Here is a 13,963-nt window from a genome sequence, read left to right on the forward strand (position 1 = left end):
GGGTGCTCAGAGCCCCGGCGGCGGTTCGACCTTCGCCAGCCAGGTGGTGAGGAGCTGCTCCAGCTGCGCGGCCTCCGGCGGCGTCAGGCCGTCCAGCAGGCTCCGCTCGTTGCGCATGTGCTCGGCGAAGGCCCGGTCGATCAGGTCCCGTCCCGCCGGCGTGAGCGCGACCACCCGGCCCCGGCCGTCGGCGGCCGAACGGCGGCGGGTGACCAGCCCGTCGCGTTCGAGCCGGTCGATCCGCTTGGTCATGGCGCCGGTCGTCACCATGGTGTGCGCGGCGAGCTCGCCGGGCGCCCGCTCGAACGGCTCGCCCGCGCGGCGCAGGGTGGCCAGGACATCGAACTCCCCCTCGCCGAGTCCGTACTTGCGGTACACGAGGGCGAGGCGGTCGGTCAGGAGCAGGCCGAGGCGGTGCAGCCGCCCGATCACGCCCTGGGGACTGACGTCGACGTCGGGCCGTTCGCGGGCCCACTCGTCCTGGATGCGGGCCACGTGGTCCTTGGGCTGGGGTTTCACGGGATCAGCATAGCGTTACCTTCCATGGAAGGTATTGTAGCTTCCATGGAAGACAATCTGCGGTGGTCACTGGTCACGGCGATGGCCCCGGTGGCGTGGGGCACGACCTATTTCGTCACCCGCGAGTTCCTGCCCGCCGGCCACCCGCTGTACGGGGGCGTCATCAGGGCGCTGCCCGCCGGGCTCCTGCTGCTCGCGGCGGGCCGGCGCCTGCCGAGCGGCAGCTGGTGGTGGCGGGCGCCGCTGCTCGGCGTGCTCAACATGGGCGGCTTCTTCGCGCTGGTGTACGTGGCCGCGCAGCGGCTGCCGACCAGCGTGGCCTCGACCGTCATGGCGACGGCGCCGCTGGCGATGATGCTGTGCGCCTGGGCGCTGCTGGCGGAACGGCCGGGCCTGCGGCACCTGGCCGGTGCGGGCGTCGGGGTCGGGGGCGTCTGCCTGATGCTGCTGACCCCGGGCGCACCCGTCGACCTCCTCGGGGTGCTCGCCTCGGCCGCCGCCATGGGAATGGCCTCACTCGGCTACGTACTGGCCAAGCGGTGGGGTGCCGGGGTGGACGTGCTCGCGTCGACGGCCTGGCAGCTGCTGGGCGGCGGGCTGCTCCTGCTCCCCCTCGCGATCGCCCTGGAGGGTGCGCCGCCGCGACTCGACGGCCCCGCGCTGGCCGGCTTCGGCTACGTGACCGTGGTGGCGACCGCGGTGGCCTTCGCCGCCTGGTTCGCGGGGCTGCGGCACCTGCCCGCCGGGACCGTCGGACTCCTCGGGCTGCTCAACCCCGTGACCGGAGTCCTGCTGGGCACGGCCGTCTCCGGGGAGTCCCTCGGCCCGCTGCAGCTCTGCGGCCTCGCGCTGGCGCTGACCGGGGTGCTGCTGGGGCGCCCGGCGACGGCGCGCCCGCACCCGGGGGCTCCGGGGCGGGCGCGGGCGGCGGCCCCGGGGGCGGGCACTACCCCCTGACGGCGTCCGCCGCCGGAGCGGGACCGAAGCGGACCACCGCCGCGCGCCCGGCCGTACGCAGGACCCGGCCGGGCCCGCCCGTGAGCAGGGCGGCGTCGTACGGGGCCAGCTCCTCGACGCGGTCGGAGGCGGCGCCGGAGCCGGGCCCGAGGCCGCCGGACCGGTGGAGCAGCGCCGGCCCGTCCAGGGCCACGACCAGCAGGGTCTCCCCGGGCGGCACGGCGAGCGCGAGCACGCCCCGTACGACGGCGGTCTCCGCCCGGGTCTCGCTCCGCCGGTACATCACGTTGAAGTTGACCACCGGACCGTCGAGGAGCCGACAGTCCGTCGGCTCGTCCCCGGCGAAGTCCCGCGGCGCGAACCGCTCGTCCACGAGGTGGCGGACACCGGCCACCGCGAGGTCCATTCCCGCGCCCTCGGCCAGGGTGAGGATGCGGTCGACCCCGGGGAAGGAGGAGAACGGCCCGTCCGCGGCGACCTCCGCGAGGCTCACCCGCCAGGCGAAGTCCCCGATGCCGGCGCCCTCGGGCCGTGCGGCGATCTCGCGGGTGACTCCCCCGCCGTTCTTCCACGGGGTCGCACCGCGGTCGGCCGCCCGCAGGAGGCGGAGCCCTTCGCCGCCGCTCACGCGGTCGGCCCGGCCAGCCGCGCGGCCAGTTCCCCGGCGTCGGCGAGGAACCACGCCTGGCGTCCGCGGTTGCACTCGCGGACGAAGTCGCGCAGCGCCGAGCTGGCCGCCGTGTGGCGGGAGATGTCGCCGAGGACGACGATCCCGACCCGGTACTGGGCGAACTTCTGGATGATCTCCCCGGCGACCCGGGTACTCAGCCGGAAGAAACCTTCGTCGAACCGTTCGGCGGGGATGACGACCCACTGCGCGCCCTGGTAGGAGGCGTCGCCGATGCAGTCGAGGGCATCGCGTTCGCCCGCGATGACCTCACCTTCGGCCGCGCACATCAGGACGGGTACGTCATTGATCGTCTGCAGAGTGCTCATGGAGGTCGAGGCTAGCTCCCCGTCGAGGGGCGCAGGCGGCCCAGGAGGGCGTAGAGCGTCGCGCTCTCGGCCTCGTCGAGGGTGTCGAGCGCGCCGTGCATGTCCTGCATCTCCTCGCGGACCCGGCGGATGACGTCGCGGCCCGCGTCCGTGGCCACGACGTTCTTGACGCGGCGGTCGGCGGGGTCCGGCTCGCGGCGCACCAGTGCGCGGGCCTCCAGGCGGTCGACGATGCCGGTCACGTTCGAGGCGTCGCACACCAGCAGGGTGGCGAGGCCGCGCATGGGCACGGGTCCGTCGAGCTGGGCGAGGACCCTGGCCTGGGTCGAGGTGAGGCCGTGCTGGGCGGCGGCGGCCGCGAACTCGCGCCATTGGGCGGTGCCGATGGCCGCGAGCAGTTCCAGCAGCTGGAGCTTGGTGGGGGCGTGCGTGGCGGTGTCGCTCATACCTGGAGCGTACTCAGGATGTTTGACATTATCAATTGTTTACTTGACCACCTTAACTATCGAGGTCTACCGTCAGTCGAGTTACTTGAGGAAGTCAAACATCTGCGTTCCGAAGCATTCAGCTCCGAAACACGAAGAAGGTCCCCCCAGCCATGAGCACCCCCTCCCCCGCCACCCAGGCCTCCGGGCCCCGGAACGAGACGGTCATCGTCTTCGCCCTGAGCCTCGCCGCCATGGTCGTGGCGATGATGCAGACCCTGCCGGTCCCGATCCTGGGCCTGATCCGCGAAGACCTCGGCACCTCGACCGCGAACGTGAGCTGGGTGACCACCGCCACCCTGCTGTCGGCGGCCGTCTTCACCCCGCTGCTGGGCCGGTTCGGTGACCAGCACGGCAAGAAGCCCACCCTGGTGGCCGTGCTCGGCGTCATGGTCGCCGGCTCCGTCATCGCGGCGCTGGCGTCCTCGCTGCCCCTGCTGATCCTGGGCCGGGTGCTCCAGGGAGCCGCCACCGCGATCTTCCCGCTGGCCCTGTCGGTCCTGCGCGAAGAGGTCCGGCCGCAGAAGCTGCCGGGCGCGATGGCGCTGGTCAGCGGCACGCTCGCGTTCGGCAGCGGCCTCGCGCTCGTCGCGACCGGGCTGCTCACCTCCGGATCCGACGCGGACTACCGCAACGCCTTCTGGATGGCGACCGGCTTCGCGGTCCTCGCCCTGCTCGCGGTCGTCTTCCTGGTGCCCGCGACCCGCCACAAGACGGGCGGGCGCACCGACTTCCTCGGCGCACTGACCCTCGGCCTCGCGCTGCTCCTGCTCCTGCTGCCGATCTCCCAGGGCCACGAGTGGGGCTGGGGCTCCACCCGTACGCTGGGCAGCTTCGCCGGCGCCGCCGTCATGACCGCCGTCTGGGTGCTCGTCGAGCGCCGGGTCCGCGAGCCGCTCGTCGACATGAAGATGTTCGTCCACCGCCCGGTGCTCATGGCCAACCTGGCCGGCCTCCTCGTCGGCTTCGGCATGTTCGCGAACTTCCTGGGCGTCTCGTACCTCGTCCAGATGCCCGAGGCGCTGACCGGCTACGGCTTCGACGCGTCGATCCTGCGCGCCTCCGTGCAATTCCTGCTGCCCGGCGCCATCGTCTCGCTGCTCGCCTCGCCCGTGGGCGGCCAGATCGTGCGCCACCGCGGTCCGCGCACGGCGCTGGCCCTGGCCGCCGCGCTCGGCGCGGCCGGCTTCGCCTGGCTGGTCCTGGACCACCAGCACAGCATCTCGGTGATCGGCGCCGGACTGGTCGTCGGCGCGGCCGTCAGCTTCGGCTACGCGGCCATGCCCGCCGTGATCATGTCCAGCGTCCCGCACCACCAGAGCGGCATCGCCAACGGCATCAACTCGATCTCCCGCTCCACGGGCAGCGCGATCGGCAGCGCCGTGGTGACCACGATCCTGGCCTCGAAGACCATCGAGCACCTGCCGGCGGGCGTGCCCCCGCTGCCCGCCGAGTCCGGGTTCACCCTCACCTTCGGGATCGGGGCCGTGGCCTTCGCCCTGGTCGCGGTGATCAGCTGGATCGGCCTGCGGGGCGGGCACCGCACCGTCGTGGCGTCCGCGCCGACCGGGGCGGCCGGGCAGACCGCGAAGTCCGGGACGGCCGAGAAGGCGGAGAAGGCGAAGAAGGCCGAGGTCGCCGAGGCCACCCGCTGACCGGCCCACCGCCGGCCCGGCGGTCCCCGTTGTCGCGTGTCGTTCGCGCCGGGGGGACCGCCGGGCCTTGCATGGTGGGTGCATGAAGGCTACGGACGTCATCGCCGACGGGTTCGGACGCATCGGGGAGATCGTGCACGAGGTCGTGGACGGCCTCCCCGCGGAGCTGCTCAACGCGCGCGTGGACCCGGCGGCGAACTCGATCACCTGGCTGCTCTGGCACCTGACCCGCATCCAGGACGACCACATCGCCGACGCGGCCGGCACCGAGCAGGTGTGGGACTCCGAGGGGTGGTCGGACCGGTTCGCGCTGCCGCTGCCCGCCGGGTCGACCGGGTACGGGCACTCGCCGCGGGACGTCTACACCGTCCGGGTCGACTCGGGCGAGCTGCTGCTGGGGTACTTCGACGCGGTGCACGAGCGGACCGCGCGGTTCGTCCGGGGGCTCGCCGCCGCCGACCTGGACCGGGTGGTCGACGAGCGCTGGGACCCGCCGGTCACCCTCGGGGTACGCCTGGTCAGCGTACTGGCGGACGACCTCCAGCACGCCGGGCAGGCGGCCTTCGTGCGGGGCGTGCTGGAGCGGGACCGGGGCGTCTGAAGGACGCCTGCCGTCCCGTTGCCCGGACAGCTCCGCCGCCGAGCACACCACAGGTCGCACAGAGGGCCGGGACCCGTCCGGGTCCCGGCCCCTCCCGCTACGCCCCGCTCGCGTCGAGCATGTCCTCGCGCTCGACGATCTTCACGCGCTCGCGGCCCTGGGGCTCACCGAGGGCCTTCTCGGCCGCGTCCAGCCGGTGCCAGCCCTCCCACGTCGTGTAGCGGACGCTGCGCTCGGCGAGGAAGGCCTCGACGGCCTCCGGCGCGGGTGCGGCCGGCGCGCTCAGGCGGCCTTCCGCGTGGTCGGCGAGCAGGTTCGCGACGGTCTCGTTCGCGTCGCCCTTGGTGTGGCCGATCAGGCCGACCGGCCCGCGCCGGATCCACCCGGTGACGTACGTCGACTGCAGGTGGGAGCCGGCTTCGATCACGCGGCCGCCCTCGTCCGGAACGGTGCCGGAGTCGACGTCCCAGGGAAGCTTCGGCAGCTCGTCGGAGAGGTAGCCCACGGCCCGGTAGACGGACTGGACGTCCCAGTCGGTGAACCGGCCGGTGCCCTTGACATTGCCCGTGCCGTCGAGCTCGGTGCGCTCGGTGCGCAGGCCGACGACCTTGCCGTCCTCGCCGAGGACCTCGACGGGCGACTCGAAGAAGTGCAGGAACAGCTTGTGCGGCCGCTCGCCGATGTCCCGGATCGCCCAGTTCTCCAGCGTCTTGGCGACCATGTCGGCCTGCTTGTTGGCACGGCGGGTGGCTATGGAGCCCTCGTCGTAGTCGATGTCCTCGGGGTTGACGATGACCTCGATGTTGGGCGAGTGGTCCAGCTCACGGAGCTCCATGGGGCTGAACTTGGCCTGGGCGGGACCGCGACGGCCGAAGACGTGCACCTCGAGCGCCTTGTTGGCCTTGAGGCCGTCGTAGACGTTCGCCGGGATCTCGGTCGGCAGCAGCTCGTCGGCCGTCTTCGCGAGGATGCGCGCGACGTCGAGGGCGACGTTGCCGACGCCGAGCACGGCGACCTTCTCGGCCTCCAGCGGCCAGGTGCGCGGGACGTCCGGGTGGCCGTCGTACCAGGAGACGAAGTCGGCGGCGCCGTAGGAGCCCTCGAGCTCGACGCCCGGGATGGTCAGCGCGCGGTCGGCCGTGGCACCGGTGGAAAAGATCACGGCGTCGTAGAAGGACTGCAGCTCGTCGAGGCTGATGTCGTTCGGGTAGTCGACGTTGCCGAAGAGGCGGACCTGCGGCTTGTCGAGGACCTGGTGCAGGGCGGTGATGATGCCCTTGATGCGCGGGTGGTCGGGGGCGACGCCGTAGCGGATCAGGCCGAAGGGTGCCGGCATCCGCTCGAAGAGGTCGATGGAGACACCGGGCTCGACGGCGGCCTCGGACTTCAGCAGCGCGTCGGCGGCATAGATTCCGGCGGGGCCGGCACCGACGATTGCTACCCGCAGAGGGCGAGGCATGGCAGGGGTTCCCTTCGAGCGACGGCAAGGTGGATCAAGGGGAACCCTAAACGAAGGTAAGCCTAACCCAGCACCCGGTCTCGCTTTATGACCCCATAATCAAAACTTATGACCTCCCCAAGCTGCCCTTGGGGTCGCGGCGAACTCGCTGGTCAGCGGGCACGCCACCTGACAGACTGAAACGGCTTGATCACCCCAGGAGGACTAATGGCTGACGAAACAGACACCCCGCAGGACGAATCCCCGGCCGATGCGGCCAAGCGCAAGTTCCGGGAGGCGCTGGAGCGCAACGCGGCGAACGCCCAGTCCCAGCAGGCGCACCAGAGCCGTGCGAAGGTCCAGGGTGCCAGCAGCGGCCCCGGCGGCAAGAACAAGAAGGTCCGCCGCAAGACCGGCTGACCCTCGGACCCGAGGAGCTCAGTCTCGCCGCCGCGGCGGCGGGACCGGGCGACTCCACCCGCCATTGGGCCACCCGGGTGACGGAGGATAACCCCTGACGCCGTCAGTAGTTGATCAGCTCGTCCCGCCGAGGGCAGCTATCTCATGCGACAGTGCGACAGAAGGATCCCCCACATGTTCAAGAAGTTCATGGCCACCGCCGCCGTCACCGCCTCCGTGCTCGGCGCCGGTGCCGCACTCGCCTCCCCGGCCATGGCCATCGGCAACGACGAGGGCGTGACCACCGTCAACGGGAACGGCGCCGCGCAGATCTACGGCAACCAGGAGACCCACGGCAAGATGAGCCCGCAGCTCAGCGCGGTCCAGGGCTCCCTCAACAAGCTCTGCATCGGCCTGCCGGCCAAGGTCAACGCCCAGGCCCTGTTCGCGGTTCTCGCCAACGTCGCCGTCCAGGACATCAACGCCCTGTCGAACCCGCAGAACCAGCAGTGCGCCGAGAACTCCACCCAGGCGAAGGGTGACGAGGCGGCCTCTCACATCCTCAGCAACATCCCGGTCCTCTCCGGCAACGTCTCCGCCGGTAGCTGATCGACCCGATTCCGCGCCGGTGTCACGCGTAACGCGCGACGCCGGCGCGTTTCATTTGGTCTAGACCTTGACAGGTACAGACCACTCTCGCTTCAGTGGGCACTGTTGCCCCCACGGCAATTCCCCCCACTGAAGGAGCAGTTACGTGATACGTGCGTTTCGCCGCCGTGCCCTCTCCCTGGCCGCCGCCGCGGCCGTCACGGTCGGCCTCGCCATCGCCCTCCCCTCCTCCCCCGCCTCCGCGGCAGCCCCCTGCGCCGGCGGCTGGACCTCGTCCGCGGTCTACACGAACGGCATGAGCGCCTCCTACGGCGGACACAACTGGCAGGCGAAGTGGTGGACCCAGGGCGAGACGCCCGGCACCACCGGCCAGTGGGGCGTCTGGTCGGACCAGGGCGTCTGCGGCGGCGGGGGCCAGGACCCGGACCCCGGCAACCCGTCCGGATTCGTGGTCTCCGAGGCCCAGTTCAACCAGATGTTCCCGAACCGGAACCCCTTCTACACCTACAACGGCCTGGTCGCGGCGCTGTCCGCCTACCCCGGCTTCGCCAAGACCGGCGACGACACGGTGAAGCGGCGCGAGGCCGCCGCCTTCCTCGCGAACGTCTCCCACGAGACCGGCGGGCTCGTGTACATAGTCGAGCAGAACACCGCGAACTACCCCCACTACTGCGACGCGAGCCAGCCCTACGGCTGTCCGGCGGGACAGGCGGCGTACTACGGGCGCGGGCCCATCCAGCTGAGCTGGAACTTCAACTACAAGGCGGCCGGTGACGCGCTGGGCATCAACCTCCTCGCCAACCCGTACCTCGTGGAACAGGATCCGGCGGTCGCCATGAAGACGGCGCTCTGGTACTGGAACACCCAGAACGGCCCGGGCACGATGACCGCCCACGCCGCGATGGTGAACGGCGCGGGCTTCGGCGAGACCATCCGCTCCATCAACGGCTCGCTGGAGTGCAACGGGGGCAACCCCGCCCAGGTCCAGAGCCGGATCTCGAAGTACCAGAGCTTCACTCAGCTGCTGGGCGTGACCCCGGGGAACAACCTGGGCTGCTGATCCGCAGGGCGGTCAGCGGGTGCGCAGGGCGGTCGCGAGCTGGGCGCGTGAGCGGACGTCGAGCTTCTGGTAGATGCGGGTCAGCCGTGCCTCCACCGTCTTGACGCTCAGGAACAGCTTCGCCGCGGCCTCCTGGTTGCTGGCGCCCTGGCTGACGAGCAGGGCGAGCCGGGTCTCGGCCTCGGTCAGCACCGCGGCCGCCGCCTGCGCGCCGCCTCCCTCGCCGGGAGCCGGTTCCCTGGCGAGCTCCGTCCAGGGAGCCGCCCCGGCCAGGGCGAACACCTCGGCCGCCGCCCGCAGCGCCGCGCGGGGGGGGCGCGCCGGCGCCGGCGGCGCTCCACCCGGGCGAGGGCGAGCAGCGTACGGCCGCGCTCCAGCGGCAGCTGCAGGGCGTCGAACCGCTGGGCCGTGGCCTCCAGCAGGTGGACGGCCGCGTCGGCCTCGCCCTGGGCGGACAGGCACAGGCCCCGGGCCCGGTCGAGCGCGGCGACGACGCCCGTGCGGCCGAGGCGCACGGCGACCGTACCGACGCGGTCGAGGAGTTCGGCGGCCTCGCCGGGAGCGTCCGCGGCGATCAGGGCCTCGGCGAGCTCCCCGTGCCAGCGCAGGACCGAGGGGTCCACCACCTGCTGGGCGGCCTCCAGCGCGGCGACGCGGCGCAGCGTCGCGACTGCTTTCGCCGCCTCTCCGGTGGCCAGTTCGACCAGGCCGAGCGCGTGCAGGCTGCGGGAGAGGAAGACCTGGTCCTGCTCCTCCTGCGAAGCCTGGATACCGCGCCGGGCGTAGCCGGCGGCGCGCGCGAAGCTGCCGCCCGTGGCCTCGGCCATCGCGGCGACGTACCAGGCGGGGCCGGGCGACAGGCCCGCCTCGATCGTCAGCTCCAGGGCCCGGCGGGCGTGGGCGGAGGCGGCCTCGCAGCGGCCGCTGCGCAGTTCCACCTCGGTGAGGCTGCGCAGGACCTCGAAGACGTCCTCGGCGGAGCCGGTGCGCTGGACCGCCGGGAGCAGGACCATCAGCTGCCGGCGGGCGTCGGCGAGGCGGTCGTCGAAGAGGGCGTGCCGGACGGCGAGGTACTGCGGTGCGTTGCGCATCCCGAGCGGCACCTCGGGCGCGGGCAGGGCGAGCGCCTCGGCCAGGATCTCCTCGGCGTCCGTGTCCCCGAGGATGCGGCCCATGCGGGCCCGTACGGTCAGGGCCATGGCCTCGGCGGTCTGGTCGCCGCCGAGCGCGGCGAGGCGGCCGGCCTCGGCAGCCGCGTCGCGGGAGCGGACCGGGTCGCCGTCGCTGAGATTGTGCTTCCAGGCGATCCGGAGCTGGACGGCGGCCTGGAGCGAGGGGTCGCCGGCGGCCTCGTCCATGGCGTAGGCGAAGGTCTCGTCGAGGGCGCCCAGGGCCTGCCCGGCGGCGTCGATCACGGCGAGCCGGGCCCGTACCCGGTCGGCGGACGAGGCGTCGCGGGCCAGGACGGCCCGCGTGGCGCGGCGCGCGAGGTCGGCGCGGCCGGCCCAGCCGGCGTCCTCGGCGGCGGTGACGAGCCGGGCCAGTTCCTCGCCGGCCAGCCAGGACGGCGTACGTTCGGCGGCGAGCAGGCCGAGCTCGGCGGCGAGGACCCGCTGGCCGCGGCGCCGGCAGACCGCGGCGGCCTCGGTGATCTCCGCGGCGAGCCACTGGTCGGGGGTGTCCACGGCGAGCGCGCGGTGGCGTACGGCCTGGACGGGGTCGTCGACGGCGGCGGCCAGGGCCGCGTGCCCGGCGGCGCGTTCGGGCCAGCCCGCGTCGGCGGCGAGGGCGGTGGGCAGGGCGCCGGCGGTGAACTCGACGGTGCCGTCCTCCCCCACCCTGACCAGTGCGGCCCGTTCCGCCTCGGCGAGCTCGGCCTCGGCGTCGGGGCGGCCGGCCCGGCGGAGCAGGGAGGTGGTGGGGCGGGAGGCCAGGGCGGCGAGCAGCAGGGTGCGGCGGGCCTGGGCGGGGACGCCGGCGAGGAGCCTGCGGGCCACCTCGCGGGCCTGTCCGGAGACGGGCAGCGGGTCGGCGTGGTGGGCGCTGCTGTCGCGGGCCTCGGCGGCTTCGGCCAGGGAGTGGCCGAGGGCGAGGGCGAGGCGCGGGTTGCCGCCGCTGGCCTGGTGGATGCGGCCGGCGAGGCGGGCGGGGAGGCAGTGGCGGACGAGGAGTTCGGCGACCTCGTCCGCGCCGAGCGGGGGGACCCGGATCGCGGGGGCGCCGGGTCCGCACAGGGCTTCGCCGACGGGGGCTCCGCCCTGGACGCATTCGGCGACCAGGACCCGTACGCGGGGCGGGGTCAGGCGCAGCGCGAAGCGGAGGAGGTCGGTGCTCTCGGCGTCGAGCCACTGGGCGTTGTCGAGGACGAGCAGGACGGGCTGGCGGGCGGCGAGGGTGCGGAGCACCTCGACGACGGCGAGGCGCAGCGCGATGTGGTCGCGGCCGGCGCGGGGGGCGTCCGCCTCGCGGCGGAGCAGGGCTATGGCGGTGCGCTGGGGGCCGGAGAGCTGGTCCAGGGCGGCGGCGGGGACGGAGGCGAGGAGGGCGGCGGCGGACGCCTCGGGTATCCACTGGTCGGCGGCCTCGGGGGCGAGGCGGAGCACGCTCTCGCGCCGTGCTTCGGCCGCGGCCGCGACGGCGCGGACGACCTCGGTCTTGCCCGCGCCCGCGGGTCCGGTGAGGAGCGCCCGGCCGTGCGTGGTCAGCGCATGGTCGACCGCCTTGATGAGTTCACCGTGTCCGACACTCGTGTCAGCGTTCCCCGTCGCCGCCACCACGCACAGCCACCAGCCTTCCGGTCCCCAGCTCCTGTGCCCTTCCTGTGAGAGGCGACAATACGAGGTCGGATGGCGGGCGGACCCGGATTGTGACGCAGAAATCAGTCACGTGCCGGGAAAACCCGGCGGACCTGCCGATACGAGGTGTATCAGCAGGTCCGGGGGATCATTACTGGTCCGTACTATCGGCCCGTCAGGCCGAGTTGGCGGGCGGACCGGAAACCGGCCGGAAGCCGGTCACCGGCGCCTCAGAACGCGAGGTTCCAGGAGTCGATCTTGCCGGTGTCGCCGCCGGCGTTGTCGTTCACACGGAGCTTCCAGGTGCCGTTCGCGACCTCGGAGGAGGCGTTGACGGTGAAGACCTGGTTGATGTTGTCCGTGCTGCCGCCGGCCCGGTTGTGGACCGTGTAGACGCTGCCGTCCGGGGCGATCAGGTCGACCTTCAGGTCACCGATGTAGGTGTGCACGATGTTCACGCCCACCTTGAGGGTGGCCGGGGCGTTGCCGGTGACACCGCTGACGGTGATCGGGCTCTCCACGGTGGTGTTGTCACCGATGGCGAAGTCCGTGCCGTTCTCGAAGCCCGGGGTGGGCGGGGTCGAGGTGACGGCGGCGACGGTCGCGGCGGCGTCGGCGAGACCGGTGCCGCAGCCTCCGGTGCAGGTGCCGGCCAGCGGGCGGGCGTTCGTCTTGATCGCCGACTCGATCTGCGCCGGGGTCAGCGCGGAGTTCGCCGACTTCAGCAGGGCGGCGAGGCCCGCGATGTGCGGGGCGGCCATGCTGGTGCCCTGGTAGGGCTTGTAGATCTCGGCGCCGGGGGTGGTGGTGCCCGCGTTCAGCGTGGAGAGGATGGCGTTCTCGGGGGTGGTGACGGTGCCGGGCGTGTCGGTGGCGCGGCGGGTCTCACCGCCCGGGGCGGCGACGTCGATGATCGCGCCGTAGTTCGAGTAGTACGAGCGGTCGCCCGCGCGGTTGGTCGAGGCGACGTTGATCACGTTGTTGCAGCTGGCGGGCGAGAAGTTGGCCGCGTCCGCGTTGCTGTTGCCGGCGGCGACGACGACGGTCGTACCGCGGGCGACGGCGGCGTTGATGGCGTTCTGGTAGCTGGTGCCGCAGGTGCCCGAGCCGCCGAGGCTCATGTTGATGACCTTGGCCGGGGTGGCGTTGGCCGGGACACCGGCCACGGAGCCGCCGGAGGCCCAGGTGATGGCGTCGACGATGTCCGAGGTGGCGCCGCCGCACTTGCCGAGCACGCGGACGGGCTGGATCTTCGCGCCGTACGCGATGCCCGCGACGCCCTTGGAGTTGTTCGTGGCCGCGGCGATGGTGCCCGCGACGTGGGTGCCGTGCCAGGAGGAGTTGCTGGCCTTGGAGCCGAGGCCGCACTCGCCGTCGGTGGCGTTCCAGTCGCCCTGGTCGGCGGGGTTGTTGTCGCGGCCGTTGCCGTCACGGGCGTCGGCGGCGCTGGAGATGAAGTCGTAGCCCGCGACGATGTTCGGGGCGACGTCCGAGTGGGCGACGTAGCCGGTGTCGATCACGGCGACGGTGACGCCGGAGCCGGTGGTCTTGTCCCAGGCGGCGGGAACGTTCATGCCGGCGGTGGGCTCGAAGAGGTCCCACTGCTTGGCGTACTCGGTGTCGTTCGGGGTGACGGCCTGGGCGTAGGCGCGGGAGTCCGGCTCGACGTAGGCGACGTCCGGGTCGGCGCGGAACTGGGCCATCACGTCGGCCGCGTCGGCCGGGGCCACCGTTCCGCCGAGGTTGACCAGGGCGGCTCCGGTGCCGAGGCGGCGGTCGAACTTCGCCTTCTTGCCGGCCTTCTTGCCCTTGGCGGCGGCGTCGTCGGCGGCCGCGGTGTTCGAGCTGGCCTCGGTGGCCGAGGACTTGTAGCCGACGATGAGGTTCTGGACCGGCGCGGTGACGGCGACCGTGGCGGCCGGCGCCTGGCCGGGGGCCTCGACGGCCGCGGCCACCGAGGCGGTGGCGGTGGCGGATCCGGCGAGCAGGGTGACGGAGATGGCCGCCACGGATATGAGCCGACGTCTGGAAGCGTGCACGTGTTCCCCTTCGAGGGCCGTTTCCGGGCAGGCCGGAGCGGCCGGTCGGTGCAGTGTGGGAGGTTCCGGCGGCCGCGGGGCCGGGAGCGAGTTGGTCGGTCTCGCCCCGGCCGCCGCCGCGCGCCACGTTGTCCCGGCCGCAACGGCGGGGCAGGGGCAACGGCGTCCCGGCGCTCCCCCGGACGGTGGGGCCTACACGCCATGTGGGGTTGGCGTGTGAACCGCCCGGCCTGGGGAAGATCGCCGGTGGGCAGACAGTAGGCAACGCGGCGATGAACTCGATACGGGGAAAACCCTTGTCCGCCCCCTGCCGCACCCCCCGGGGGTCCCTCGGGGCCCCGGCGACCAGCGGTTACGACGTCGGGCGGGGCCCGCGGAAGTCGCCCGGCGGTCGCGCCCGGTGAGGGCCG

14 protein-coding genes are annotated in these 13,963 nt (G+C 72.9%); 6 read left to right on the top strand and 8 right to left on the bottom strand.

What is annotated here, in order from left to right:
• Positions 1–6: 6 nt before the first annotated feature.
• The gene (locus OG472_RS05400; RefSeq protein ID WP_401604490.1) at positions 7–495 is read right to left on the bottom strand and encodes a MarR family winged helix-turn-helix transcriptional regulator; all 489 of its coding nucleotides are present in this window, start codon (positions 493–495) and stop codon (positions 7–9) included.
• Positions 496–564: 69 nt separating this feature from the next.
• Here OG472_RS05400 and OG472_RS05405 point away from each other — a divergent pair, with 69 nt between their 5' ends.
• Positions 565–1,476, top strand: a complete 912-nt coding sequence (locus tag OG472_RS05405) for an EamA family transporter (protein ID WP_405828163.1) — start codon at positions 565–567, stop codon at positions 1,474–1,476.
• Here OG472_RS05405 and OG472_RS05410 read toward each other — a convergent pair.
• Genes OG472_RS05410 through OG472_RS05420 form a run of 3 tightly spaced genes read right to left on the bottom strand, consistent with a single transcriptional unit; the run spans position 1,466 to position 2,918 of the window.
• Entirely contained in the window at positions 1,466–2,104 is a 639-nt protein-coding gene (locus OG472_RS05410) for a HutD family protein (RefSeq protein ID WP_405828165.1), read from the bottom strand. The genes OG472_RS05405 and OG472_RS05410 overlap by 11 nt on opposite strands.
• Positions 2,101–2,472, bottom strand: coding sequence for a DUF4180 domain-containing protein (locus tag OG472_RS05415; RefSeq protein ID WP_401603169.1), 372 nt, complete (start codon positions 2,470–2,472; stop codon positions 2,101–2,103). Before OG472_RS05415 ends, OG472_RS05410 begins: the two co-directional genes overlap by 4 nt.
• Before the next feature lie 11 nt (positions 2,473–2,483).
• Positions 2,484–2,918 (bottom strand): MarR family winged helix-turn-helix transcriptional regulator, encoded by a 435-nt coding sequence (locus OG472_RS05420; protein WP_405828168.1) that lies wholly within the window; start codon positions 2,916–2,918, stop codon positions 2,484–2,486.
• A gap of 152 nt (positions 2,919–3,070) precedes the next feature.
• Between OG472_RS05420 and OG472_RS05425 the strand changes: the two genes are divergently transcribed.
• Both OG472_RS05425 and OG472_RS05430 read left to right on the top strand, forming a co-directional pair.
• Positions 3,071–4,612, top strand: a complete 1,542-nt coding sequence (locus tag OG472_RS05425; protein ID WP_401603172.1) for an MFS transporter — start codon at positions 3,071–3,073, stop codon at positions 4,610–4,612.
• Between the two features lie 82 nt (positions 4,613–4,694).
• Positions 4,695–5,213 (top strand): mycothiol transferase, encoded by a 519-nt coding sequence (locus OG472_RS05430; protein ID WP_401603174.1) that lies wholly within the window; start codon positions 4,695–4,697, stop codon positions 5,211–5,213.
• Between the two features lie 97 nt (positions 5,214–5,310).
• Here OG472_RS05430 and OG472_RS05435 read toward each other — a convergent pair whose 3' ends face one another.
• A complete protein-coding gene (locus OG472_RS05435; protein ID WP_405828171.1) occupies positions 5,311–6,672 on the bottom strand; it encodes an FAD-dependent oxidoreductase in 1,362 nt (453 codons plus the stop codon).
• A gap of 207 nt (positions 6,673–6,879) precedes the next feature.
• Here OG472_RS05435 and OG472_RS05440 point away from each other — a divergent pair, with 207 nt between their 5' ends.
• The 3 genes from OG472_RS05440 (at position 6,880) to OG472_RS05450 (ending at position 8,719) form a co-directional block, all read left to right on the top strand.
• Entirely contained in the window at positions 6,880–7,071 is a 192-nt protein-coding gene (locus OG472_RS05440; protein WP_030725782.1) for a DUF5302 domain-containing protein, read from the top strand.
• Positions 7,072–7,245: 174 nt separating this feature from the next.
• A complete protein-coding gene (locus OG472_RS05445; RefSeq protein WP_401603178.1) occupies positions 7,246–7,659 on the top strand; it encodes a rodlin in 414 nt (137 codons plus the stop codon).
• 145 nt (positions 7,660–7,804) lie between these two features.
• Positions 7,805–8,719, top strand: coding sequence for a glycoside hydrolase family 19 protein (locus OG472_RS05450; RefSeq protein ID WP_405828173.1), 915 nt, complete (start codon positions 7,805–7,807; stop codon positions 8,717–8,719).
• A 12-nt stretch (positions 8,720–8,731) separates the two neighbouring features.
• On the opposite strand, the gene OG472_RS05455 is transcribed toward OG472_RS05450, so the two are convergent.
• The 3 genes from OG472_RS05455 to OG472_RS05465 all read right to left on the bottom strand — a co-directional run bounded on the left by OG472_RS05455 (position 8,732) and on the right by OG472_RS05465 (position 13,553).
• Positions 8,732–8,911, bottom strand: coding sequence for a response regulator transcription factor (locus OG472_RS05455; RefSeq protein WP_405941018.1), 180 nt, complete (start codon positions 8,909–8,911; stop codon positions 8,732–8,734).
• Entirely contained in the window at positions 8,905–11,496 is a 2,592-nt protein-coding gene (locus tag OG472_RS05460) for an AAA family ATPase (protein WP_405941019.1), read from the bottom strand. The genes OG472_RS05455 and OG472_RS05460 overlap by 7 nt, the downstream gene beginning before the upstream one ends.
• A 248-nt stretch (positions 11,497–11,744) precedes the next feature.
• Entirely contained in the window at positions 11,745–13,553 is a 1,809-nt protein-coding gene (locus tag OG472_RS05465; RefSeq protein WP_401603184.1) for a S8 family peptidase, read from the bottom strand.
• Positions 13,554–13,963 lie beyond the last annotated feature (410 nt).

The sequence above is a fragment of the Streptomyces sp. NBC_00207 genome, from assembly GCF_045160965.1.
Lineage (GTDB): Bacteria > Actinomycetota > Actinomycetes > Streptomycetales > Streptomycetaceae > Streptomyces.

Excerpts from the sequence above, each read along its gene's own strand:
- OG472_RS05430 (WP_401603174.1), top strand. The coding sequence starts at position 4,695 with ATGAAGGCTACGGACGTCATCGCCGACGGGTTCGGACGCATCGGGGAG.
- OG472_RS05445 (WP_401603178.1), top strand. The coding sequence starts at position 7,246 with ATGTTCAAGAAGTTCATGGCCACCGCCGCCGTCACCGCCTCCGTGCTC.
- OG472_RS05435 (WP_405828171.1), bottom strand. The coding sequence starts at position 6,672 with ATGCCTCGCCCTCTGCGGGTAGCAATCGTCGGTGCCGGCCCCGCCGGA.
- OG472_RS05415 (WP_401603169.1), bottom strand. The coding sequence starts at position 2,472 with ATGAGCACTCTGCAGACGATCAATGACGTACCCGTCCTGATGTGCGCG.
- OG472_RS05440 (WP_030725782.1), top strand. The coding sequence starts at position 6,880 with ATGGCTGACGAAACAGACACCCCGCAGGACGAATCCCCGGCCGATGCG.
- OG472_RS05420 (WP_405828168.1), bottom strand. The coding sequence starts at position 2,918 with ATGAGCGACACCGCCACGCACGCCCCCACCAAGCTCCAGCTGCTGGAA.
- OG472_RS05405 (WP_405828163.1), top strand. The coding sequence starts at position 565 with ATGGAAGACAATCTGCGGTGGTCACTGGTCACGGCGATGGCCCCGGTG.
- OG472_RS05425 (WP_401603172.1), top strand. The coding sequence starts at position 3,071 with ATGAGCACCCCCTCCCCCGCCACCCAGGCCTCCGGGCCCCGGAACGAG.